This is a genomic window from Butyrivibrio sp. X503 (assembly GCF_003625475.1).
Lineage (GTDB): Bacteria > Bacillota > Clostridia > Lachnospirales > Lachnospiraceae > Butyrivibrio.
The window spans coordinates 85276-111460 of record NZ_RAIQ01000008.1 but is presented as its reverse complement, the minus strand read 5'-3'; the positions used below and the strand labels follow the sequence as shown (position 1 = coordinate 111460).

The 26185-nt window shown below is 46.2% G+C and carries 19 protein-coding genes; all 19 read right to left on the bottom strand.

Annotation, left to right across the window (positions count from 1 at the left end; genetic code table 11):
• Positions 1-2112: a glycosyltransferase family 2 protein gene (locus D6853_RS13340; RefSeq protein WP_120658508.1), complete on the bottom strand. Its 2112-nt coding sequence runs from the start codon at positions 2110-2112 to the stop codon at positions 1-3.
• A 10-nt stretch (positions 2113-2122) separates the two neighbouring features.
• On the bottom strand, positions 2123-4312 hold the full coding sequence (locus D6853_RS13335; RefSeq protein ID WP_120658507.1) for a class I SAM-dependent methyltransferase: 2190 nt from the start codon (positions 4310-4312) through the stop codon (positions 2123-2125).
• Entirely contained in the window at positions 4296-5720 is a 1425-nt protein-coding gene (locus tag D6853_RS13330; RefSeq protein ID WP_120658506.1) for an ABC transporter ATP-binding protein, read from the bottom strand. The genes D6853_RS13335 and D6853_RS13330 overlap by 17 nt, the downstream gene beginning before the upstream one ends.
• Before the next feature lie 42 nt (positions 5721-5762).
• Positions 5763-6830 carry an ABC transporter permease gene (locus D6853_RS13325; RefSeq protein WP_243108360.1) on the bottom strand — a complete coding sequence of 356 codons (1068 nt, stop codon included), beginning with the start codon at positions 6828-6830 and terminating at the stop codon, positions 5763-5765.
• The gene (gene rfbC / locus D6853_RS13320; protein WP_092247883.1) at positions 6827-7372 is read right to left on the bottom strand and encodes a dTDP-4-dehydrorhamnose 3,5-epimerase; all 546 of its coding nucleotides are present in this window, start codon (positions 7370-7372) and stop codon (positions 6827-6829) included. The genes D6853_RS13325 and rfbC overlap by 4 nt, the downstream gene beginning before the upstream one ends.
• A gap of 91 nt (positions 7373-7463) precedes the next feature.
• Complete coding sequence (locus D6853_RS13315; RefSeq protein ID WP_147367767.1) at positions 7464-7940, bottom strand: hypothetical protein; 477 nt, start codon at positions 7938-7940, stop codon at positions 7464-7466.
• Between the two features lie 100 nt (positions 7941-8040).
• Positions 8041-8910, bottom strand: coding sequence for a glucose-1-phosphate thymidylyltransferase RfbA (rfbA, locus tag D6853_RS13310; protein WP_120658504.1), 870 nt, complete (start codon positions 8908-8910; stop codon positions 8041-8043).
• A 59-nt stretch (positions 8911-8969) separates the two neighbouring features.
• Positions 8970-10055 (bottom strand): dTDP-glucose 4,6-dehydratase, encoded by a 1086-nt coding sequence (gene rfbB / locus D6853_RS13305; protein ID WP_120658503.1) that lies wholly within the window; start codon positions 10053-10055, stop codon positions 8970-8972.
• Positions 10056-10137: 82 nt separating this feature from the next.
• On the bottom strand, positions 10138-11559 hold the full coding sequence (locus tag D6853_RS13300; protein WP_120658502.1) for a hypothetical protein: 1422 nt from the start codon (positions 11557-11559) through the stop codon (positions 10138-10140).
• Between the two features lie 138 nt (positions 11560-11697).
• Entirely contained in the window at positions 11698-15720 is a 4023-nt protein-coding gene (locus D6853_RS13295) for a glycoside hydrolase family 25 protein (protein WP_120658501.1), read from the bottom strand.
• Between the two features lie 1052 nt (positions 15721-16772).
• Positions 16773-18383, bottom strand: coding sequence for a hypothetical protein (locus tag D6853_RS13290; RefSeq protein ID WP_120658500.1), 1611 nt, complete (start codon positions 18381-18383; stop codon positions 16773-16775).
• A 3-nt stretch (positions 18384-18386) separates the two neighbouring features.
• Positions 18387-18737: a multidrug ABC transporter gene (locus tag D6853_RS13285; RefSeq protein WP_120658499.1), complete on the bottom strand. Its 351-nt coding sequence runs from the start codon at positions 18735-18737 to the stop codon at positions 18387-18389.
• Entirely contained in the window at positions 18727-19098 is a 372-nt protein-coding gene (locus D6853_RS13280; RefSeq protein ID WP_120658498.1) for a transporter, read from the bottom strand. Before D6853_RS13280 ends, D6853_RS13285 begins: the two co-directional genes overlap by 11 nt.
• 90 nt (positions 19099-19188) lie before the next feature.
• Positions 19189-20208 carry an SGNH/GDSL hydrolase family protein gene (locus D6853_RS13275; protein WP_120658497.1) on the bottom strand — a complete coding sequence of 340 codons (1020 nt, stop codon included), beginning with the start codon at positions 20206-20208 and terminating at the stop codon, positions 19189-19191.
• Positions 20209-20210: 2 nt separating this feature from the next.
• A complete protein-coding gene (locus D6853_RS13270) occupies positions 20211-21791 on the bottom strand; it encodes a DUF6056 family protein (protein WP_147367765.1) in 1581 nt (526 codons plus the stop codon).
• 252 nt (positions 21792-22043) lie between these two features.
• Positions 22044-23114 carry a hypothetical protein gene (locus D6853_RS13265; RefSeq protein WP_120658495.1) on the bottom strand — a complete coding sequence of 357 codons (1071 nt, stop codon included), beginning with the start codon at positions 23112-23114 and terminating at the stop codon, positions 22044-22046.
• Positions 23115-23185: 71 nt separating this feature from the next.
• Positions 23186-24592 (bottom strand): MBOAT family O-acyltransferase, encoded by a 1407-nt coding sequence (locus D6853_RS13260; protein WP_207667219.1) that lies wholly within the window; start codon positions 24590-24592, stop codon positions 23186-23188.
• A 28-nt stretch (positions 24593-24620) separates the two neighbouring features.
• A complete protein-coding gene (locus D6853_RS13255) occupies positions 24621-25334 on the bottom strand; it encodes an IspD/TarI family cytidylyltransferase (protein ID WP_120658493.1) in 714 nt (237 codons plus the stop codon).
• A gap of 3 nt (positions 25335-25337) precedes the next feature.
• Positions 25338-26183: a LicD family protein gene (locus tag D6853_RS13250; RefSeq protein ID WP_158588757.1), complete on the bottom strand. Its 846-nt coding sequence runs from the start codon at positions 26181-26183 to the stop codon at positions 25338-25340.
• Positions 26184-26185 lie beyond the last annotated feature (2 nt).

Sequence of the window (26185 nt, the reverse complement as noted above, 5' to 3'; positions counted from 1 at the left end):
TTAATTCTTAATATGTAAAATATTGGGAACCCAGTTGATAAGCTTGTTTCTGCCTGTCTTATCAACTGCAAGCATTCCTATCTGATAAAATCCCGGCGTAAGATCGCCCTTCTTGATCCTAAGCTTATATCCCGTAAGATCGACATTCTCCTGATCCTGAAGCCTGACTCTGATGTCGGGTCTGTACCAGGTATATATCGGGAAGCTGTAAACCTTGCTTCCTACAGGTCCCGCTCCGTCTTCAAATCTCTCTACAAGGCGAAGGAGCAATCTCTTTTCATAAAAGGCATTGTCCGAACCGATAACAAAGCTGTAACCCTTGAGGAAATAGCCCTCCTCGTTGCCGGTCGCATTCACGCCGTAGAGCCAGTTGTCCATGGTTCCGTTGTACTCGCATCCAACTCTCAGACACTGATCTTCATGCGCGCCCTTGATACCGTTGTCGTGGATCGAAACAGCCGCATAAGAGATGTCCTCAACAGGCGTATAATCCTCTCTCGGGATGATCGCAGATATCGTCTCATCCTCGGTAAGATGCGGGCTGTAGAAAGGATCCACATTGTAGAGATAAGCGTGCCGCCTCATCAGCGTATCGCCCTCAACCGCAAGCCTCTCCATCTTCTTGGGATCGAGATTATCAAGACCTCTTGTGAGTGACTCATGGTGATAGAGATATATGTGATTACAGCAAACGTTGTAATAACCTTTTTCAAAAATGCTGTAGCAAAAATCCACGTCGTTAAAGGCAACCTTAAGCTCCTCGGGGAAACCGCCCACATCATGGAATTTCTTTCTGCTGATGAGAAGGCAGGCCGCCGTAACACCTATGCAATTGTGGATGCCTCTGTTGTAGCCAAAGTAATGGCTCTTTCCGTCATGCATCTTCTGAAGCTTGTGCACCGGACCGCGGCGCACATTCGCTATTCCCGCATGCTGGATAAGATCGGTGCCCGGATAAATGAGCTTAGCTCCGACAGCGCCCACATGACGCAGCTGCGCCTGTGAAACCATCTCTGTAAGCCATCCGTCCTTAACCGCCTCAATATCGTCATTAAGGAAAAGAAGATACTCTCCGGTTGAATTTCTCACGCCCTGATTGCACATAGCGGAGAAATTAAAGTCCTGAGTTTTGTATATGTAATTGATCTTGGTAAGACCATTTTTTCGCTCTGCTCTTGAAGCATACACACCGTACTTAACTCTGTTGGCCGCGCTGCTTCCGTTATCGATAACAACGATGTCGTAGGTAATCCCCGCATCTTTCGTTGTCTCTATGATCGAATTGAGACATTGCCTGAAGATCTCGGGATGATCCATCGACGGAATGATGATGCTCACCGTCGTGGGCTTAAGCAGCATATGCTTGGAATTATGAAAGCTTCTTCCGTAAAAGACATCCTGTCCCGCGTTTCTGTGATACAGAATCTCCTTGATATGACCAATCGGAAGCTCGGTTCCCGTTCTCTTTGCAAAAGCTCTTTCGCTTATTGCAAGCATGCAGAAAAGCACATCCGCTGACAAAAGAGATGCCTCAAGCCCCACCTGCTCGGGAGAGTTCTTTTTATTGGCTGTTCCGCCGAGCATCTTGACCGCGTTGTCGTACTCGGGTGTCGCCGCATGAAGCGCACTCGCTCTGCAGGCAAAAAAGCTGCCGATATAAAAAGCATTGAGATAAGAATCGGGTGACCAGTCGGGCTTAAAGTACGGATGAATATACTTGCCTCCTCCCCCCTGTTCATCCTCATCTCCGTAAACAACATTGTGCTCGGGATGAGCGATAAAATACTGTTTAACCACCTCGGAAGCTCTCTTTGTAAGCTTACCCTTGGGGCTCACAAAAAGATAAACGACATTCTCATCGTTCTTGGCATCCGTCATCTCCCATACCTTGGCGTAAGGAACAACCTTTACCTTGGGTGCCGGGAGCTTGTGCGGTATAAGTTCACCGTTTTCTCCTTCTTCGTAAGAAACCGGAGCCTCGGCAGTTATGACAGGCTGTCTCTCAACTTCCTTCTGCCACTTGTCATATGCCGACGACTTGGCCTTTAAAACCTTATTGTATTTAGTTTGCCTCTGAGTAATAAGAGTGTTCTTAACTAAATCTTTAAGCATCTGTCAGGGATTACTCCTCGTCAATATAGTCGTCTAAATCCTCGTAGTCATAGTCTTCTTCGCGGCGTTCCTTGCGCTTATTCTTAAGCTTTCTTCCAATCTTGCGGATGATACTCACCTTTTCCTTGTTGCCCTCATCATTTGCCTTAACCGACGCAACCACCGCATCCGCGGCGTTCTTCGGAACAAGCGTTGTTAAGAGCTTAAGCACCAGCACATTGTTCTCCTTAACGGAAAGTCTGTTGCTTGAAAGATCAAATTCAATACTCGGATCGTCCGTATTAAAGACAAAAGAATCATCGCTCAGCCACTCGCCGTTGCCGGGCTCAACCGAAATGTCAGCCGTTCCGTCCTCAACCGACTTGCCATTCCAAGTCGCATCAAGTATCGTCACAAGACAAGGCGAAAAAGCAGGATCCACACGCAGCATCTTGCATGAAGAAGGAACGTCTATGGTAAGCGTAACGGTATTCTTCTCATCATACTGCTCCTCGGGGAAGATCGAATCATCCTCTGAATAGCCCTCTCCCTCATCCAAATAGATCTGTATGCAGTCCGCAGCTCTTGCCGCTTCGGGGTTCATCGCAAGCTCTTTTGGCACGATGATCTTGCGTCCTATATCTTTCCAAATTTCTACCATGGACTTGCGATTGCCGGTCACATACTTCTGGAAAGCGTACTCCTCTTCAAGGAGCACCTTCATCTCTTTCTCAGAAAGACCAAGCTTTTTGTAAATAGGCTTTGGATCGAACTTCTCTCTCTTTCTATCCTCAAGTCTGTAGCAGTAAAGTGCTCTCCACACCTGCTCTTTGACAGGAATACACTTACCGTAAGTCCACTCATAATCTATTATAGTCCAGATAGGACCGTTAACCATAATATTGCTGAAAATAAGGTCGTAGTCGGATACAGGATAATCCTCATTGTGCCTGATCCTCTTAACGTACTCGGCGATAAGAGCATTAAAGCCCTCCATATCATCCTTATCAATACACTCATCAAGAACGGAAGCAAGAGGTACTCCGTTGACAAAAGAAAATATGGCACAGCCTTCATTCTCATCTATCTGACAGTCATTGATCTCAAGATCTCCGCCGTGATACTTCTCTCTAAGGCCCGCATAAGCATCTCTGATACTGTAAACATGCTCTCTTGCAGCCTCTGTAAGAGGAAACTTCTTGATGACCTTCCTGCCGTTTCTGCCAATTGCAATATCTGTACGGATCTTGAATTCATCCACCCTGTCGTTGCTGTACTTACTGTAGATGGTGTCAAATCCGGGTCCGATTATTACTTCAAAAGAGTTTGCAAACTCAGGATACAAGCCGTCTTTAACAAGATCCTCGTAAGCGTGCTTCTCATTGAACAAAACAAGCCTGTCTCTGTCGAAATTTCTAACGTTGTCCTGAAGCTCTCCGAACTTCGGAAGATACGAATCCGAGTGAAGCAGCGTCATCAGCTTGTAATCGGGATAAGGATAATAGAAATGATAATCGTTTATCCTGCATCTTTTGAATATATTGATAAGACCGCCTCTTGTGAAGGTCTTGGCTACACTGTCCGCAGTATAGCCTTCGATTCCGGAAAAGTACGTTCCGAGGTGATCCTCTGTACATCCCGCAAAATACTTAAGTCCGAGGCGATTCTCGATAGCAATAACTATACGTCCGTCTTTTTTGAGATGTCTTTTAAGCATCAAAAGAAACTTCTCATAAGGGTTCTCGGTGCCGATGTAGCCCTGTCCGTACTCAAACACACCGATCAAAAAGATAAAGTCAAAATCCTTATCAAGATCGGGCTCAATGTCGCGGAAATTGCCGACATGGATTGTAACGTTGTCGCAGTCCTTGTTTCTTGTCGCATTGATCTCGGATCTTCTTCTAGAAAGATCGCAGGATACGACCTGTCCCGCCTTGCTTGAAAGCATGCCTGTGATGGCGCCGCAGCCCGAACCAACTTCAAGAACCTTGGCGTCCTTGCTCATCGGGATCCACTCTACGATGTTCGCTCTCTGATCCGAAAGATGATAGAGAATAGGCCAGCTTGCGCGCTCCTCGATTATCTTCTGATACTCGTCTTTTGTATGATTTTTTACAATCTCAAGAAGGTCGTTCTCTATAGCACCGTCGCTATAAAGATCAACCCCTGAGTAATGTTTGAAGTTCAGCGTAACGCTTCCGATCTTAATCTGTTCCTGCATCTGCGTCTTTCACCTTACATGTTGTGTTCATGTCATAGTAGCCTACCGTGTTCTTGTCGGAAACTACCGTGATATTTAGTGCATCATATAACCTGTGATATACGGTAAAATCATTCTGTTCAAAGCCCGTAACACCAAAGCTTAGAAGGTACTCGCCGCCCTGGAGGCTCATATTCTGGGTAAAAGAGATTTCTTTAACGTCGCCCTTCTTGACGGGATCAAGGAATGATTTCTCCACCATTGAATTGGTACCTGTGATCTCGATACCCATTATATTCTTGAAAGTAAGAGCAAAGATGGGCGCCGCAACATCCTCCTTGAAGCTGACCTTCATGTGCACTGTGAAGTCCGTACCCTTTACGATTGAATTGGACTGCACACCGTTTGAATCGGTCACGTAATAATCCGTGATCGTAGCAGCTCCGTCACCGTACTCAAGAGTGTCGGGATTTGCGCCTGCCTGCGTGGCGGGTGCATTTGAGGCCGAGGCTTTGCCTGAGCCCGGCTGAGATGACTGAGCATTTGAAGCTGCGTTTTTGGCTGCGGCATTCTTGGAGTTCTTACCTGAACCCTTAACCTTGGAATCCGCTCTCTCGTCTGCCTTCGCTGCGGCATTTCGGATATCTTCGTCATCGAGAAGATTGCCCTCGTCACCGCTCGGAAGCGGATACTGTCCTACAAGAACCTGCTTGTAGATGTCGATCATCTTCTTCGGAGTTCCCTCTCCAAGGAGCACGCCCTGGTTAAGAAGAACCGCTCTGTCACAATACTTACTGATACTTGAAAGATCATGTGACACGAAGAGAATTGTCTTTCCCTGCTTCTTAAACTCCTCAAACTTGTGATAGCACTTAGCCTGGAAGAACACGTCTCCTACAGAAAGCGCCTCATCGACAATCAGGATCTCGGGATCGATGTTTATCGCAACAGCAAAAGCAAGTCTTACAAACATACCGCTTGAATAAGTCTTGACCGGCTGATATACGTAATCTCCGATGTCTGCGAATTCAAGGATCGCATCCATTCTTTTTTCTATTTCTTCTTCGGAAAAACCGATCATCATACCGTTTAGGTAGATGTTGTCTATTCCGTTGTATTCCATGTTAAAGCCTGCGCCCAGTTCCAAAAGAGCTGAGATATGGCCGTCTACGTTGACTTCGCCCGATGTCGGTGTAAGGACACCTGTGATGATCTTAAGGATTGTCGACTTACCCGAACCGTTGGTTCCAATAATTCCGACAGTCTCGCCCTTTTTGACCGATAGACTTACATTGTTCAGGGCAAGCTTTTCCTTGAACTTCTTTTTCTTGGCAAGTCCGAGTGAATCCTTGATCCTGTCCATCGGCTTGTCGTAGAGCTTATATGATTTAGTGAGGTTTTTTACCTCGATAGCAATGTCTTTGTTCATGTACAAATCTCCATGCCACGCCACTGTGGGCGCCGCGGCTTATTAAAGCACATCCGCAAAATGCGGCTTAAGTCGCTTAAACAAAAGCGTTCCTATGCAGAAAAGAACGACAACACACATCCAGAAATATGTGGATGAATAGAAGTGTTCAAAGAACCATGATTGGCCGTAGATCGAATTCCTGTAGCCATCCACAATATAAGCCATAGGGTTTATCTTGATAAACACCTTAATAAGTTCTTCGCATCTTCTGATACTCTCTATATCCCACCCTTCCTCTGTAAGATATTTTGTGGCACGTGCTATAACATCAGAAAAACTCCACAAAATAGGTGTATACCACTGAAGCAGCTGTATTCCGATGTTTATTATCTGAAGGAGATCTCTGAAGAAAACTACAAGCGCGCAGGTTGCATAGCTGATGGACAACACAAGTATAAACTCACAGCCGATGTAATAAATAAGCTGAATCCAATAAATACTTGGTGGATACCCCATAAACCAGGCCATAACAAGAAGAACGCCTATGAAAAAGAAATGAATAAACATTGCCGCAATTATCTTAATAAGAGGCAATATACTGATCTTAAAAAGAACTTTTTTTACAAGATAATTGTACTCTAAAAGCGCCGTGGTTCCGTTGGTAAGAGCTTCTACAAAGAAAAACCAGGGCACAAGACCTGCAGTTAGAAAAAGGACATAATCAACCTCTACTTCACCTGCCATTGCTGCTCGTGCAGGAAAGAGCTTTGTGAAAACTACCCAGTACAGGATGACCGTAACAACAGGCTGTACCATAGCCCAGACAGCACCCATAACAGAGCCTGCATATCTTTTCTTAAAATCATTTACTGAAAGTCTCCAGATGAGCTTTCTGTTGTGCCAAAGCTCGATGGGAAGAACGGTCAATTTATCATACCAAAATGAGACCAGTATACAGCCCACCGTAAGTAAAAGACATCCGCATATCTTTTTAAGGTGCTCTGAGTGTTGGTCTGCAAGAGGATTTTTGTGCATTACCAGTAACAGCATGAATATAACCGCCATTACATAGAAAACGCCCAAGAAGAATTTCTTGGGGGGCTTTCTAAGATTTAATCCCTTATTCAATATTCCTTAATTCCTCCCCACTTAGTGTCCTTGTCGGAAAGATTGAGTTCTACGCCATCGATAAGAGGCCACTCTACTCCAATATCGGGATCGTTCCAAATAAGTCCACCCTCGTCATTAGGATGATAAAAATCCGAGCACTTATAAGCAAACTCGGCATATTCCGATAAAACATAAAATCCATGGGCAAAACCCTTGGGAATAAAGAACTGTTTTTTGTTCTCGGCAGATAATGTAACTCCAAACCACTTACCGAAAGTCTTAGAACCCTTTCGAAGGTCAACGGCCACATCGAATACTTCTCCGTTGATGCAGCGCACAAGCTTATCCTGAGGGAACTCCTTCTGGAAGTGAAGCCCTCTTAATACTCCCTGCTTGCTAGCCGACTGATTGTCCTGAACAAATTCAACATCAATTCCTGCTTCTACAAAATCATTCTTGTTGTAGGTCTCTACAAAATAACCTCTGGCATCTCCGAAAACCTGTGGAGTGATCACCTTCAGTCCTTCAATTTCGCATGTCTCTACTGTTATCTTGCCCATTTTTACATCTCCGATTGATATGTTATTTATTTGATCGGTTCACGCCGCATAGCAGCTGCGTTCTCCGAATTCTACCGGTTACCCGATTTTCTCAATTACCCACTGCAGTTCCAACGGGTGTTCCCTCAACGGGAGGAAGTGTACTTCCTGTCAAAGGAAGCTCATCTTCATCTATAGGATTGGGATTTTCAAGCTCACCGCTTGATACCTTTCCCATGCCAACTCTCTTTTTGTCTTCGGATCCGTCCGTTTCGTCGGAAGCTCCGGAAGACGCACTGTTTGCGGCGTCGGACTCGTTTTCTTTTATCACGACGATAGCGGGAATCTTGTCGTTCTCGTCAAAAAAATCCTCATCATAAACGAAGGCGTCAAGATTATCACCTATCTGATCACCCTCGATCATCCCGGTAACGGACACGTAAGACGCGGCAGTATCTGCCTCGTTACTGTTTCCTTTACCCGTGAGTTCACTTATCTTATCCGCATTGGTGGCATATACAATCACGAGCACCAAAATAAAGGCGCTGATGATCGTAAGAATTGCCATGGTGAATACGCGTTTATCCACTGCCCTTTCCCCTCTTTTTTACAAGGAACTTCCGCTCTCGCTTCGCTCGCCGGAAGACGTTCGCACTAGACTCCAAAATACGTCGTCAAGTGCTCACAGCTCACAGCCCGTTAGCAACTTCAACCAAATACTTACCGTAATCGGTCTTCATGAGTGGTTCGGCAAGCTTAAGAAGCTGCTCCTTATCTATAAATCCGCGCTTATACGCGATCTCTTCGATACATGATACGTAAAGTCCCTGTCTCTTCTGGAATGCGCACACGAAATCTGCCGCGTCAAGAAGAGCATCGTGATTACCTGTATCAAGCCATGCAAAGCCGCGTCCCATTGTCTCAACGTGAAGTGTTCCTCTTCTGAGGTACTCGTTGTTGATACTTGTGATCTCAATCTCACCGCGAGCTGAAGGCTTAACGTTCTTGGCTATCTCAACAACATCGTTATCATAGAAATAAAGTCCGGGTACCGCGTAGTTGCTCTTGGGATTCTCGGGCTTCTCCTCGATACTGATAGCCTTTCCGTTCTCATCAAACTCAACAACACCATACTCTCTGGGATCACGAACATAGTAACCAAAGATTGTTGCGCCCTTATCTCTTGAAGCAACATCTCTAAGGAGCTTACTAAAGCTCTGTCCGTAGAAGATATTGTCGCCAAGAACAAGTGCAACCGAATCACTTCCTATGAACTTCTCACCGATAATAAACGCATCGGCAAGGCCTCTTGGCTGATCCTGAACCGCATACTCAAAGTGCATGCCAAGCTGCTCGCCGGTTCCGAAAAGATCCTCAAAGATAGGAAGATCTCTGGGTGTTGAGATGATAAGCACATCTCTGATACCTGCAAGCATAAGTGTTGAAAGAGGATAGTAGATCATAGGCTTGTCATAGACAGGCATGATCTGCTTGGAAATCGCTCTTGTAAGGGGGTAAAGCCTAGTTCCTGAGCCACCCGCCAATATAATACCCTTCATTTGTGTAATCTCCTATAATTCTACAGTTGGCGCATCACTGCGTCACCGCAATTCATACATTATCTATTGCTATACATTTTTGTATAATACTTCTCGTAGTCGCCGCTTGTAACGTGCTCCATCCACTCATGGTTCTCGAAGTACCACTTGATCGTCTTTCTGATGCCTTCCTTGAACATTGTCTCAGGCTCCCAGCCGATCTCGCTCTTGATCTTGTCGGGCGCGATCGCATATCTTCTGTCATGGCCCTTTCTGTCTGTTACGTACTTGATAAGGTCGTAAGAAAGGTGTGCCTTTCTGGGATCTGAATCGTCAAGCTCTTCCTTGAGAACGTCGATGATTGTCTTAACGATCTCGATGTTCTGCTTCTCATTATGTCCGCCGACATTGTATGTCTCGAAAAGTCTGCCCTGTTCCTGAACCATGTCGATAGCCTTGGCGTGATCCTCAACATAGAGCCAGTCACGAACGTTCTTACCGTCGCCGTATACGGGAAGATCTTTTCCTGCGAGTGCGTTGTTGATAACAAGAGGAATAAGCTTCTCAGGGAACTGATAAGGTCCGTAGTTGTTTGAGCAGTTTGTGATATTTGCAGGGAACTTGTATGTGTCCATATATGCCTTAACAAGCATGTCAGATCCTGCCTTACTTGCTGAGTAAGGGCTGTGAGGATCGTAAGGAGTTGTCTCATAGAAATAAGCATTCGGATCGTCATCAAGTGTTCCGTAAACCTCATCGGTTGAAACATGAAGGAACTTCTTTCCCTCCTTGAATGATCCGTCGGGAAGCTCCCAAGCCTTCTTGGCAGCGTTGAGCATTGTAGCTGTACCAAGAACGTTGGTCTGAACGAAGATCTCGGGATTAACGATAGATCTGTCAACGTGGCTCTCTGCAGCGAAATGAACAACTCTGTCGATATCGTTCTCTGCAAAGATCTTGTCGATCGCCTCTCTGTCTGTGATGTCAGCTCTTACGAATGTGTAGTTGTCGCGATTCTCAACATCTCTGAGATTCTCGAGATTACCCGCATATGTAAGTACATCCACGTTGATGATGCGGATGTCGTTGTCATACTTCTTAAACATGTAATGGATGTAGTTAGAACCGATGAATCCGGCTCCTCCTGTCACAAGATAAGTTCTCATTTTCTTTTCCTTCTTATTGTCCTTTCAAAAAAAGATAATATTACTATGTAACTGCCGTGAAAGCATAATTTTGACAATTACACTAGCACAGTATACCACAAGTCAGTGTCAAGTAGAAGAGCCCCATTGTGTAACACATATATCTTGGTTGTGGGAATATCATAGAGCCCGTAACCACGCAGTTTACAGCGACCGCCGCCAAAGTTATAAACGATAAAAGCAAGAAACTTCTTCGGCCGTTCGTCACATTTATGCCATCACCCCTTGCCGACTTGATCGCCGCCATAACAAATATTGCCAGATAAAAGAAATAGATCAAAAACGAAGTTTTTATAAGCACCTGCGGTCTCATATTCGCAGCCGAGATAACAAAGGCCTTCAGAACATTTGCAAAAAACACATACTTTGCCGCCGCGCCTTTTTTATGAAAAACATCATCAATGTCTTTTTTCAAAAGAGTCTTAAAAAGGACTCCCTCTACCGCATTTTCTTTTAACTGAGCCTTGGTTCCTTCCAACTCGGGGAAATTCTCCGCCACGTATTCATCGCACTTAACCTGCACGATGTCAAAGCCGATCACATCGTAGCTGTCCGCATAGTGCGAAGCCATCGCCGCCCAGTCGCTGTTAAAGACCGTCGACTCCTCTTTATTTTCATAGCCGGGCGCGTAATCAATCGTCAGCTCTTTTTCCTGCAAAGTATTGTAGATTTCCTCATAGAGCCCCGAAAGATTCGGATAATCCTCGGAGTCATCATACTTGGTAAAAAGATCTTTATCCCCGGCGGACGCTGTGTAAAGAACCGTATCAAGCCCGCCCTTGCTGTTTCCGATGTGCTCCGCAAACTCGCCGCGAACAAAAAAATTGTATGTCCTGTCGAAAATTCCGATGCACGCAAACGCCGCGATTATCATAAGCGCCGTGATAAAGAACTTGTGAAGTCCGTTTCTTTTGATCTCGATAAGATAGACAACAAGCGCGGTGCCGCCCCACACGATGAGTAGGATCAGCATCTGTTTTCTGATGCTCGCGCTGAGGACCGCAAGTAAAAATGTTTTCCTGAGATTGGCGTTGTTGAAATTTTCAAGAAGCTTCCACAGATAGATGATAAACAGCACAAGAAGCGGCATCGCAAGCGACTCCGTCATGATGCACTCCGAGTACATCGAGCCTCTGTTTGCCATAAATCTGTTGAGCGCAGAAACCGCAAGCTGCGTTCCGATCGCGGTGTAGCCCAGGATCAGAGCTCTATTTTCCGGGAGAAAAGAGCTTGCTTTTTCATAAACTTCTTTTCCCAATCTATAGACCACGTACACCCAGAGCATGCTCTGAACGAGGATCACGGGGAAAAGATATGAATCAAGTCCGTACATCTTGCCGGACCAATCGAATAATTCAAATATCTTTCTGAATATCAAAAGAAACAGCGGATAAACCGGTTCCCTTGAAAAATCCATGCTTGTATAACTGGGAGAATCGACGCACCAAACCGGCCCGTCGATCACTGCAAATCCCATATAAAAAATAAATGGCAAAACAAAGGACAGGGTTTGGAAAGACCCTAATCCTTTGTTTCTGTAATTTCTACTCATATCATTACCTATGTTTGCGGCAAAGCTGCGGGCGATAATGCCCTTATCGCATTACCTGTACCAAGTGTTCATGTCTACGTTTCCTGAAATTCCGGATACTTTGCCCTTGGATGTGTACTGCCACATGTCGTATCTTGTGGCGTTGTAAGTCGGACTTGCCGCATACTGTGCAAGCCAGATCTTGTAATTTGTAAGCTGACTTGTGTTGATCTTACTTGTAAACCAAGTCTTGTTGGCGTATACACCTGCCTTGTAGCCCGCGTTCTGAATTGTTCCGCAGAACGCCTTTATGTTGGCGGTACGCTGAGCTGCACTGATTCCGTCACCTCGTCCGTTAGAGCCCTCAACGTCAAGATATACGGGATATGACAATCCGTATCCCTTGCAAAGGTTGATAACCATTGATGCTTCCTCAACCGCCTCAACCTCGTTGACAGCCTGCGTGAAGAAGTACACTCCAACCTTGATCCCTGCTGCCTGCGCGCCCTTCATGTTGGCCCTGAAAGTAGGATCCTCAATAAGCGCACCCGCAGATGAACCTCTGTATCCACATCTTATTATAGCAAAATCGATTCCTTCGTTCTTAACTTTCTTCCAATCGATTGATCCGTTCCACTTACTAACATCAATTCCTCTCGATCCCGATCCGCTCGAAAGAACACCGTCAGCGCCGAACGTATACTTCGCACCCTGAATTACCTGCTCACCCGTAACGTACTCATGATCCTTCTTGAAGAAATATGTCTTTCCGTCAATCGTCTGCCAACCGGTGTACTTGTACTCCTGCTTGCCGTTCTTTCTTGTATAGAACTTCTTGTTCGGATCGTAATCCGCAAGAGTTGCTTCTACAAACTTGCCATCGGAATTCTTCATGTACAGAGGATTTCCGTCTTTGTCCGTAAGAGGATCTTTCTTCGCAAGAACAGTAACCTTAATCTTATCGGAAGGCTCATATCCGTCCGCTGTTACTGTAATATTGGCCTCACCCTTTGCCACAGGAACAATTGATGAATCTCCTTCAATCTTGGCAACATTCGGATTATCTGAAGTAAGCTTGATCTTCTTTATATTGTCATCCTTTACAAGCTCAGAAGCCGCAGGCGAAACCTTCTTGCCTTCCATCAATGTCATCTTACTGATCTTGAGCGGTATCTTTCCGCCGGTGCCTTCTATATTGATTTTGAGAGTTTTAGTCTCGTATCCATCAGCTGCGACATTAACATAAGCTACTCCTGATCCCTTTGCCTTAACTTTGACTTTATTTCCGTCAACAATCTCAAGTACATTCTTATCTTCGTTTCTTACAGTGATAGATTTGATATTAACCTTTGTCTTTCCATCAGATTCATCAACGGCTGTAATCGAATTTGTCACGCTGTTGACTTTAAGCTTGATACCATCTTCAATGTTAAGCTTCATCTTCTTTGGAGCGGCATCATTTACTTCTACAACAATCTTGCCTGGATTATAACCGTTACAGGTAACTGTTATTATTGATTGTCCTTTTTTCAAAGCAACAATATTTTTACTTTCATCAATCTTAGCAACATCAGGCTTGTCAGGCGAGAACGTTACTCCGCCGGAGATAAGAGTTCCTGACTTATCTTTTACATAAACAGGCTTCTTATCACCTACTGTCAAAACAACATTGGCCGGTTCAATCCAAAACTCTTTAGGCTGAGGCTTATCTTTTACAGTGATAGGTATAGAAATAGAATTATATCCATCTTTACTCAAAGTAACTTTTGTATTTCCGGCACTAACACCTTGAATTTTATTACCGTCAACAACCTTTGCCACATTTGTTTTTTCCACACTAAATGAAACACCGGAAATCTGTTGGTGAGTATCTGCGTCTTCGGGAAGAATAGCAAAAGATTTCTGATCGACTTCAATCTCAATAGATGCACCCAGCGAATGGTTATTAAAATCCATCTTTTTCTCTTTTGGTGGTTGAGGTGTCTGTTCCTGACCACCGTTTTGATTCTGTGATCCGTTATTGTTGCTTGATCCGCTACTTGTATTGTCGCCTGATCCGCTACTTGTATTGTCGCCTGAATTCTGTTGCTGGTTTCCAGGATTCGCTGTTTGGTTGTTATCTCCACCTTGATTTCCTGTACTTGGCGTATCTCCACTATTTTCACCATTATCATCGTCAGTCTCAGGCTTTACTGTGGAAGAATTGCTTGCTGAATCAGAAGCCTTTTCACCGTTTGAATTCTCTAATGTGGAATTATCTGCTGTAAACAACGCTGTTTTTACAAATGTACCCGGCGCAAAATTTCTGCTAAATGCGATAGGATTCTTGATGCTATTATTATCTATCTCTTCGTAGGTATAGTCGCCGCCGTCACCTTCGCCGTCGCCGATGGGAGTCTTTGTGCTCTCTACCCACTCAACTGTGTCTTTTAACACGGACTCGACCTGAGTCTGAACAGCTGTGTCCTCTTTTGCGGCATTGACCTGAGACTCTTTTTTGATCTCGTTGCTGACATCGACAGCCTTCATTTCCACAGTGTCTTTTACGGTAAGAGTCTTTGACGAAGTATCCAGCTCGTATTCAGAATACTCGTCTGTGAGCGCAACGGGAGTAACCGTGTACTTGCCCGCCTTGAGCTCTTTTTTATAAATGATTCCGTCCTTGTCGTCGTCCTCAAATGTTGTCTTGGAGCCGTCGGGAGTCACAACGTCAACCTTAAACGGAACGCTTGCAACAAGCTTGTTGGTTTTGGCGTTAAAGAACTTGATCTTCATGTCGCTCTTGATCGTGGTAAGACTCATGTTGATCTTGGCACTTTCCGTTTCAGGTTCTGCTGCCTCGTCATCATCCTCTTCATCAACCATCTCGGCCGTGAGACTTCTTGCTTTCTCGGCATCGGCAACCGCGATAAGTCCGCTCTGACCGATAACCTGTGTATCGTCCATGTTAGATCCCACGTCGGCAAAAGAGTTTAACTCTTTATTTCTATCCAATGCGGTGCTAAAGAAAGACACAGTCACGATAACACCTGCCAAAATAACAATTCCGACAGCTGCAGCGGTTCTTTCAACAGCACTTGTGCCTTTAACAAACGTGAGGAAACGAGCAAAAATATTGTCGTTGTCGTCTCTGTTTTTCTTGTTTTTCTTTGAATTTTTGCGGGAATTCTTCGCTGATTTCTTGGAGCTCTTTAGCCTCTTGCTCTTGGAAGATTTGCCTGCAAATGCGCCGCCCTTATTTCTGCGCGCAGAAGCAGAGGCATAACGATCATCGTCGTCATACCTTTCATAATCATAGTCGTCTTCATAATAATCATCGCGGTAATCTTCGTCGTCGTAGTTCTCGTCTTCTTCGTCAGCGTAGTTCTCTTCTTCGTCGGCGTAGCGGGCGTCCTCGCGATAATCTACGTCGTCGGCGTAACGGTCTTCTTCCTCATCGGCGTAGCGATCGTCTTCCTCGTCGTAGCGAGTGTCGTCTTCGTCCGCATATCTATCATCTTCATCGCGATAATCCACATCATCTTCGTAGCGATCGCCTTCTTCATCGGCGTAGCGAGCTTCGTCGTAGTTCTCGCCTTCCTCGTCGTAGCGAGCGTCGTCTTCGTAGCGAGTGTCGTCTTCATCCGCATATCTATCATCTTCATCGCGATAGTCTTCATCATCAGAATAACGTTCGTCTTCGGAATCTGCATCGTCCTCGTAACGCTCTTCCTCTACATCTTCATCCGAGTAATTCTCGTCATCCTCGTCTGAATAGCGCTCATCATCGCGGTAATCTGCATCATCATCGTCGCGATAGTCAGCATCTGTGTCGTCACGATAATCACCATCTTCGTCATCGTCATAGCGGTCGTCATCATAACGAGCGTCATCTTCATAATCGCGATCTACATCATCATAGTCATCGCGGTAGTAACCATCATCTTCAGCGTAGTCTCTGTCGTAGTCGTCACTGTCATAGTCGTCTTCAAAGTCTTCATCAAAATCATCATTTTCGTAATATGAGTCTCTGTAATCCTTGAACTTGGTTACTTTCTCTCTACGCCTTGCACCGGATTTTTTACCGGCGAATAACCCAAACTTCTTCTTTTTCATACTCTCTACCTAACCCTGCTCGCCATATATAGACGAAACATATTCTCCTCATTTCACACAGTGCTATTACAAAAGCGGCTTGAAATCAGTGTTTTTGTCGTGAATAATATCACTGTATTAGTCCTAGTAATACACTATATATTGTGATTGTATCATCAGTGTACTGAATAGACAAGCCCTTCACAAAATTATCACACAACAGGTGTTGCACAACGTCGCGAGGGCTTGCTTACGGGCGCGGGAGTGAAGACTTCATTTCCACCCGTAAACTTTCGGCACTATTTACGGATGCATAGTGCAATTCTCTTCTACACCCGTAAGTTCCAGGCAGTAATTACAGGGTGTTTGACGCACCCCCCTATTCACCCCGTAAGTCACAGGCAAGTTTTACGGGTGCACAGCACAATTCTCTTCTCGCCCCGTAAGCACTCGGCATAAAGTACCGCCTACACAGCAAAATTTCTTTCTAGGCGGTGCGCCCCCGCAATAATCCACCGCCTGCACGACAAAAAATCTTCTCAGGCGGTGCGCCCTCGCAATAATTCACCGCCTGCGCAGCAAAAATCATTCTCAGGCGGTGCGCCTCCTCTATAATCCACCGCCTACACAGCAAAAATCATTCTCAGGCGGTGCACCTCCGCTATGATCCACCGCCTACACGACAAAAAATCTTTCCAGGCGGTGCTCCCTCACTAGTCTTAGCCTTCACCCAACAAAAAAGCACCGCCGAAAAGGCACAAACCTTCTCGCAGGCGGTACATACTCCCAAGAATTCCACATATATTAAACTTGTCGCGCCCTTACACGATTTCTCATTACATCCGCAGCGCAGAGCACTCGGCTTGCAGCCATATGACTTGTCGCGCCCTTACACGATTCCTAATTACATCCGCAGCGCAGAGCACTCGGCTTGCAGCCGTATGACTTGTCGCGCCTTTACGCAGCCGCCTCATTTCTCCCGCAACGCACGGGCTTGGCCGGCTGCCTTTAAACTTGTCGCGCCTTTACGCAGCCACCTCACTTCTCCCGCAACGCAGGGCACTCGGCTCCGCTCAATCCACCCACTCGGTGTAGTCGTGGTCGAGAACGTAGATCTTATAGTCCTCGATCTCAGTCTCTTCAATGATTGTGGGCTGCTTCGCAGCCAGGAATTCCGCGAAGTCCTCATCATTGGAATCGCTGACAATGTAGCAAGTCGGTCCTTCGCTTGATTTAGTCGGCGGATACCAAGTCTTATCGGAAAGCCACTTGGCGCCCTGCAGCTCAGCCATAGAATTGACCGCGCGAACCTTGACCTTATTGTTACTCATAACCGTGATGGTATTGGCATGATTAAAAGTAGAATAGCCGTACTCATAGCCGTGATCTTCCATCCAGCGCGCAACCTCGGTTTGCACAGCTTTCGAGGACTCATCGTTCACGATAAGCTCCCTGTTGAAAACATACGCCTTATCCATTCCATACACAACAACGAGCGCAGCTACAGCAAGTGCGACATAATTTGCAATCGCACATCCTCCGCTCTTCTCAACCATCTTCTTCAAACCGCGCATAAACAGCGCTACTCCGACGCCGACCACAAACAAGATCATGACGTAGTAGCGAGGCGCAGCCTCGGCCGTAGTGAACGTCGAAGAAAGCATGCACACGATAACTCCGAACGGAAACGCAAGAACGCTCCAGTACGGAGATTTTGCGGGCGCTCCCAAACTTTCTATTCCGCTCGTCAAAAGCTCTTTTATCACAAAGAAATAACCGACCGCCGCGAGCACGCAGAACAAAGCAACGAGCACAGGCATGTTTTCAAAGCTGATGACATTAAGGAAAAACGGCCAGACATATTCGATAAATTTCTCGCCGGCGTGCCTGATGTTGCGGCTTGCGCCGAGCGTATACGAACCGACGATCTTGGTCGCAAATACCGACAAAAAAGCAGTAGACAAGAGCCATCCAAGTATCTTGAAATCACTCTGCTTTTCTTTTTTTATGAACGAAACAAATCTTCTTACAATCTCAACTCCAAGGAGCGGCATGTAGCAGAAAAGCGCAGCGTGCATGCCCTGAAGTCCGTTAAGGAACGACAGCAAAAGCGTGAGCCCAAAGACCCACAGCGACACTTTGTCTTTTTCAATTGCCCTGTTATAAAGTATCAGCAAAAGAAACAGCGTAATGAAATGCACGACGTAATACGCCGCGTACAAAAAGAACATTTGCTGGATGTCGTCGCTCGTTCGCATAAGCGAAAACGACAGGATCATTGCGCTGATCACGCCGACATGCGACAACTCGGTCTCTTTTAGATAGACATACATAAGCCTCGCCATCAGCAAAAAGAGCACAACAATAGCAAGCCCCATGGCAAGATTCATGTTTTTTCCGATAATGGGATAAATAAACGAAGCCAGATTCGGCGCCATGATCACATAGTTATGAGTCGACACGACCCACGTATCGGGCTGCCTAAAGCCATTTTCGTAAATCCTGGTACTAAGAAGCGTCTCCGAAGCAATGTCCGCGTCCATCTTGGCCGTGTAGTGATGAATATTTGCATCCGCGTAAGTCCACAGGATCAGCACCAACACCGTGTCCAGAAGAAGGAGCGCTATGTGACGAACTACGCCATTTATTCTGTTTTTTTTCGCATCTGTATTAGTGTTTCCCATAACTCACCCAAGTATATTAAATACCGCGATTCCGCTGAGTATCAGCACAACACCCGCAAGCTTTTTAGCACTGATCTTTTCCTTGAAAAAGATCCTGGACATAACCATAACAATGATGTAACCGACGGGCTCCATAACGACAACGCCCATGTAGCCAAGCGCTTTTTCATCATAGCAAAAAATTGACAGCACCATAGACAGCACAAGCAACATGTAACCGCCGATAACAAGCGCGTTCAGGTACTCGCGTATTATGTTCGGATAATTTTTCTCCGCACTCTTTTTCAATAAAACCTGCGACGTTGAGGCAATCAGCTCTGCAAGCAGCATCAGGAAAAAGAACTTATTTATCATTTTCTTTTTCCTCCTCACCACTCAGATTCATGACCATAACGCCGATCACGACGAGCACGACCCCCACAACCTTCCAAGGCGTGATACCTTGACTGAAGATCACGAAGTTCCAAAGCATAGACCACATGAGGGTCAGCGCCTTATTCGCATATGCGATCGAAAGCTGGAATTTCTTGATCATCTGCTGCCAGACGATGGCGTAAACGCCAAGAATAAAGAACTCCAGACCAAAAAACAAAATATATTTCCAAGACAAAAAATCATGCTTTGATGCAAGATTTGCAGCAACCGTCGAGAGCGAGTAAATCACAACCGCGCTCTGGATCTGCAGTATGTCTACAATTCCGATCTTCTTTTTCATAACACTTCCTCCCGGCAAAAGAGCCGGCTCTTTTTACCAAATTTTCCCCTGTGTTATATCTTGCAAAATAACACCGCTCTGCGCTTAGTCTTATTCCTCAGCGACATCGCTCTCGGGATAGATGACGTTTATAAAGTGCTGCGCCATGTGCTCGTTGCAGGCCGCGTTGACATGCACGTTATCAAGAAGCCACTCCGAGCTGTTGTCCTCGTCGATCGTTCCGTAATAATTGTCGATAAAAGAAACTCCGGTGTCGCCCGAAACATCGATCATAAACTGAAGATAAGTCGTGAGCTTACCGTTACCGAAATCAACCCTGTCGCCGCTAACCAGCTCGCCGCTTGAATTGTAGGCGTAGCACATCGGGAACGACATGCAGACGATCCTGATGTAAGGATACTTATCCTGAATCAGCTTGATGCCCGAATAAAGCGCGCCGCTGTAGGTTATGACGTCTTCCTTGTTGTCGGGATTAAGACCGATCCTTCCGTTTAAGTAATCCTGCGCGTTGTAGAAGATCACGAGCGTATCAACCTTGTCAAAATCAAGCCCCGCAAGTGTCTCCGCGCTCTTATCATATGTTGAATCTTCAAACTTCTCCGCAGAAGAAAGAAGCTGCGAATAATCCTCATCACTTATTGCTTTCGCAACGTTGTAAAAACTGAAAGCATCAAGCGGATATTCATCGCTGTAATCTTTGTTTTTGTTGGTTATAGTTGAGCCCGGGAATCCCGCATTTATGCAGGTCGCGCCAAGCTTCTTGGAAACCTGTCCCGTAAATCCCGATTCTTTCATATCGTAAGTGATCGCGTCGTTACCAAGGAAAAGAATCGTCTCCACATCGTCAAATGTATGTCCCGCTTTCTTTTCTTCAGGCAAAAGAAACGGCAGATCAAGTACCTCTATCTCATAGCTCTCGCCCGTGTTTTCCTCAACGACCGCAGTTCCCTGATTCCACCTCCAAAGCGCAATAGCAGAACCTGCTACAACCGCAATGATAACGCCAATCGCAATAAGATGTGCCCAGATTGGAATCTTTCTGCCCTCGTTTATTTCGTTCTCTTCAATCTCAGGATCGATGTTCCCCGTATTTCTCTCGTTCTCTCCCATGATCAGTCCTCCTTCCTAGTATTCACGATAGATTTAAGCCCGTATGCCTTCGCAATATCTTTGTTAAAATCGCTTGTCGGATCTTCCGTCAAATAAAAACAATAGAAATTCCTGATTTCCTCAGGATGCGTCGGCACGTCAACTTCAACGTCCTCGCCCTCCATATCCGCGAATCCATCAAGCATATCCTTGGTGTTATTGTAATTCTCTTGGAACTCTCCCATGACAAGCTGCTTGTCCATCTTTAAAAAGATGTACTCTCTTATGTTAAACGGTGTCGCGATAAAAAGCAAAATTAGCATTGCGGCTAAACCGATAAGCACCGGCTTCTTCGCATTCTCTTTTAACTTCTCAGACAAAAGAGCTCCGACCGCAAGCGCAAGATTTCCCAGCGCGATGTCCATGACCACGATCAAAATGTAGAAGCACCTGTTCGGCATCCAGCCTACGCTGTAGCCCATCAACACCGGGAAGACCGTAACAAACGGCGTGAATAAAAGCATAACGGAAAGAATGGCGTAGGCGCGGGTGAAGCGCTTGCCTTCTTCCGGCGCATCGGCGGCGCCATGAGGGCGCTTGTCTTTGGCTGTTGCCTCGATTCTGTCTCGCCCGAATACTACGAAGCCCGTGATGATCAGCGCAAGAAATACGCAGCTGTAATTCTTGTTTAAAAAGAGCCATCTAATCGCATAAATAAAGTAGCCCCAAGTCGCCTTTATTCCCTCAGCTAGCCCAAACGATGAGCTGTTCTCAATTCCAAGTCTGATGAAATTGCCCGGCGCCGCTGCATTTATGAGCGCTCCGCCAAAGCAAGCAAGAAATACCGAAATGTTTTTTCTATCAAGTTTCTTATCTTTAATAGCGTAGAACACAACAATGCTGAGCACAATCCAGCACACCGTTCCCGTGATCGCAAGCGACGCTCCGACCGCGCAGAAACCGAGAATCGCGGATAAGATGTAGAGGAGCTTGGTCTTGGATGCCGCGGCTACTTTGCCTTCTGATGTCGAGGCGTCGAGTTCCGGTGTATGCGCGGTTCCGCGACAGTTCGCAAGAAGAAGGAGCGTCATTGCAAACACTCCAAGCGACATCGGGAAGCCGTAAACGCACGCACCAACGTACCAGTAGAATATCTCCTGAAAGGCGTCAAAGCCTGTAATTACAAAGGTTGCGAGCGCAAGAATGAACACCTTTGCGGTGGCCGACTTTACTTTTAACTTGCTAAGTGCAACATATACAAATGACAGGATCGATGCAAAGGCCATCGCTGCGTTGATGAACATGACCACTCTCAGCTTCGGGAAACCGCCATGAATAAGCGGGTTAAACAGCGATCCTATGAACGATGTGAAGTATGTTCCCTGATGATGCACATATATTTCGTATGAAAATCGCACCGCAACTATGAGCCTGTGCCACAGCCCCTTCGCGCCTATGCCCGTCCTCGCGTACCAGTAGTCGTCCGCTATCGGCACAGTGTACAGCGAAGCTAACAGCACCGTGCCAATCATGATGATCAGCGCCAGTACCGATAATATCAGCAATGCCCTTGATGCAATTTTCTTTGTCTTTTCTAAATTCATCTGTCTTATACCTATTATTACTGCTAGATTTTGCAAATCTTATTTCCGGCAGATGTTTTTTTCGGGGTTTATCTGCCTATATTTGCAATTCTTCGAAAGTAGCAGTTGTTTTTCACTGTGATTATCTGCCTATATCTGCAAATCCTCAAAAGTAGCAGTCTCTCACTTCAGAAATCAACTGCCTATATCCACAAATCTCCAAAAGTAGCAGTCTCCTGCCACAAATCGAGCAGCCTCAACCGCACCGCACCGTCACCACTCCTGCGAGAAGAGTGCCTCGAAATCAAAGCCGCGCACCATCTCGTCCATCTTCGACAGCTCTTTTGCCATCTCATCTTCTGAGTGGATCTCGTGCTCGCCGCTCTTAAAGCATTCTACCATAAATCTGTTGATCTCGGGCTTGTAATGCGAGTAATCCGCGTAGTTATTGAGGTCCAGCACCTCGTCAATGTTCTGAAAATAAAACAGGCGCACATTATCATATTCCAAAAGCCGCTTCGCCACGTACCTGTACTGGTTCATCGTCGCATCGTACGTGTTCTCGCACAGCACATTGTTCCAATAAAGAATGCTGTATGGCGGGAAAAAGAAATAGAACTCCGTGTCGGGATTGGCCTCAACAAACGGCAAGATATTCGCCTCGAGATTGCGCTCCGTTGCCGGGATAAAAGAGTCCTCGGGCGCGCCCTCAGCCACAACCTCAGGCTTTTCGTAGTTGTGCATGACCCACTGAATATTGTAATAATCGGGCGTCCACCAGCTAAAATAGATCTCGGAAAGGTCGGAGCCCTTGCCCTGGATCACGGGCTTTAAGATATATTCAAACAAAACATCCTTGTTGAGCACGTACTCAACGTCGTTCAGATAATTGTCGTCGTAAAGGTACTCGGGGAGCGGATACTTGATCTCGTCCACGTCCGCCGTCATCGTCGGAATGTCCGCCGCAATGAACACCGCCTTCATGTCGCAGTTCCTGCGCGCATATGTATTCTTGTCAAAAACAATTGATAAAATATTATTGTCGTCTTTGGGATAAGCCCCGCTGTAGCTGAGTTTGACCGTATCCCTTCCAAGCAGCTCCCTGAAATCGTCCGTGTCAAAATTCACTGTCATCGAAGACCCGATAATGCATGAGTCGTAGAGCATGTTCTTTGCCATTCCCGGATTTTGGCTCAACTGATTGTCGACAATGTAAGGAAAGCCCTTAATCGGCGCATGATAGTGAAAAAACGGATCCACGTAAACAACAAGCGCCGCCACCGCCACCGTCGCCGCCACAAGTATCGCTATTAAACTGATGAAAAGATTCCTATACTTCTTCATCTATAACCTCTGTAAAAAGATTCTATGTATCGCCAAAGCTCGCCCGCGCCCCGGCCCTCGCGCCGTCGCGCTTAGAAATTCATATACAAATAAGTCGCAACGCCGCCGAAGCTCAGCACACACCAGAACAGCAGGAACGCCGTAAGGAGCGTCGTGCGTATTCCGATCTTGCATTTCCTCGTGTATTCAATAGCATTTGGGCAAAAGAAAATGATAATGACTGCAAACGCCGTGAACAGCCACAAACAAATGTCCCAAGCAAAGCTTAGCTTCATAAGCGGTGTCACTTTGATGAAATACCAGATCTCATCAAGATTAAAGCCGTCCGCAAAAGTGCTGTAGAAAGGCCTGATTCCGCCGAATATCATGCGGCCGAAAATACCAATCGCACCCTTCACGCTCTCAGCCCTGAAGAACACCCACGCAGCCGTCACATACAGGAAGTTCGCAAGAACCGCAGCCGCATGGCCTATGCGAGTCTTCGGCACCTTCTTCACTGCGCGTGTGATCACACTCATCACGCCGTGCATGAGGCCCCAGACGACGAACGTCCAGCCGGTTCCGTGCCAGATTCCGCTCACGAGGAACACGATCAGAATGTTGACGTACGTGCGAGCCGCACCCTTTCTGTTACCGCCGAGCGGAATGTAAATATACTTGGTAAAAAAGTCCGTGAGCGTGATGTGCCATCTTTTCCAGAAATCCATGATGTTCACTGACTTATAAGGCGAATTGAAATTCACGACAAGCCCAAAGCCCATCAGCATGCAGACCGCCGTCGCAACATCGCAGTAGCCGCTAAAATCAAAGTAAAGCTGGAACGAATAAAAGAACGCAGAAAGAATTGCTTCCAGACGACCAAGCACCGCGATATTAGAAAAGCCGTAGTTTACCGCCTTTCCGAAAGTATCCGCAAGAATCACCTTCTTAAACAGACCCATGGCCAAAAGAAGCATCGCACGCATCACATTTTCCCAGTCAACCTTAGCTTCGAAGGATTTCTTTTGCTCTGCTACAAAGTCTTTGTAAGACATGAGCGGACCCTGAAGAATCTTAGGAAAAAAGAGAATGTACGAAAGATACGTATGAAAATCACGATCCGCGATCTCACCTCTGTACACATCGACAATGAATGAGATCTGATTGAAAGTGTAAAAGCTTATCGCGATAGGCAGAATCAGCCCCGAAAATTTGAATACCAAAAGAAGAAGGACGTCCGCAACGATTCCGATCGCCAGAATAATCTTGTCCGGGCCGGCATTCCCACAATTTTTTTTACCCGCAAGTCCACGTACGATCGCGGCGTTCCAAAGAATACTCGCAACAAGAATCGCAAGATTCCTAAGCCCGAACAGGCCGTAGAAAACCAGCGATCCCGCGATAATCCATATATTAAGAGCAAGCTCTTTTGACTTAGAATCAGAAAGAGCCCGCCTGAGCAAACAAAAACCAAGTATGAAGATTGGCAAAAAAAGCATCACAAATCCATACGAATTAAACAACATGTTATTTTAACCATTCACTTCTCTTGCTGATAAGAAGCGCCTTGAAAATATCGATATCATCAACCGTTGTGAGTTTGATGTTCTTTTCCGAGCCCTGGGAGAAAAAGACCTTTCGGCCGAGCTCGATCATGAGCGTGCAGGAAGCGACTGAGCTTGTGATGCCCTTTTCGAGCGCTTCTCTGTGAAGGTCGCAGATCTCGCCGAGCTTAAAGCCTTGAGGAGTCTGAGTTCTCTTGAGATTGTCTCTGGGGTAAGTCTCCTTGCTGTCTTCGCCGTTTGACGTTGTGAGCATGGCTTCCGCGCAGGGAATCGATGTGATCGCGTTACCGAACTGCTTGGTCTTCAAAAGACAATCCGAAATAATCTCAGCAGAGACCATGGGACGGATTGCGTCGTGAATAAGCACGATGTCGTCTTTGTCGAAATGTTTTTCCAGCTCGTAAACACCGTTTCTGATAGAGCCCTGGCCGTTTTCGCCGCCGGGCACAACGATATCGAGCTTGTCTATATTGAACTGTCTCGCGTAGGCTCTGAGCATCTGCTCCCAACCATCGACGCAAACAACCGCGATCGAATCGATCTCGGGATGGTTCTGGAACGCTTCGAGCGTGTACACGATAACGGGCTTTTCATTAACCGTAAGAAATTGTTTCGGGATGTCCTGGTGCATTCTCTCGCCGGTTCCACCCGCAATTATAAGTGCTACTGTTTTCATAAATTACTCCTTTATCACGTTCACGTGCATCGGAACGCGCTTGTCTTCCGGAGGAAGACTCATGTAGTCGCCGTAAGTCTTCTTAAGCCACCTGTCGTGGTGCTTGGGAATTGGGAATTCCCTGCCGCGGATCTTCGCGGTGTCGGGCCCGTAGATCAGATGCTCCGCGTCGAAGTCGAGGCCCCAGTATCTGGGATCAGGTTGCTCATTTGAGATGAAAAGAGTCGTCTCATCCTCACCGCGCTTCGCGGTGCCACCTAAAACCTGTAGTTTCATGTACTTACGCGCGATTACTTTGAACGGCACAAGCTTACCGATTGTGGTGAGCGCGAAGGAAACAACCTTCATCGCGCCGCTGAATTTGCTGTAATCAACGTACGGCCTGTGGCCCATCGCAAGTGCGTATAACAGCTTCATTCTGACAAGCTGCCACTTGTGATTGTCCGCCTCTTTATCAAACACGAAAAGATCCAGTGTCGGGTGGGAGTATCTGTGATCATAGAAATCTTCCGCGCCGAACGTCGTCTCCTCGTAGGTAAGTTCGCTGTCAGCTATCTTTGTAATAAAGTCAAAGAACTGCGGATACTGCTCAAATCTAAGGAGCTTGAATCTTGGATCCGCCTCTTTTTCATAAACTTCCAAAAACTTCTCGTAGTCTTCTCGGAGGAAGAGAATATCCACATCGTCATCCCACGGGATGAAGTCCTCGTGCCTCACGGCGCCGAGCATTGTGCCTCCGTGAAGATAATACTGTATATTATATTTTTGACAAATTCTATCAACCTCGCAGAGCATCGCATAGTCCGATTCATGCACTCTGTCGAGGTACTGCTGTACTTCCGGTTTCATAT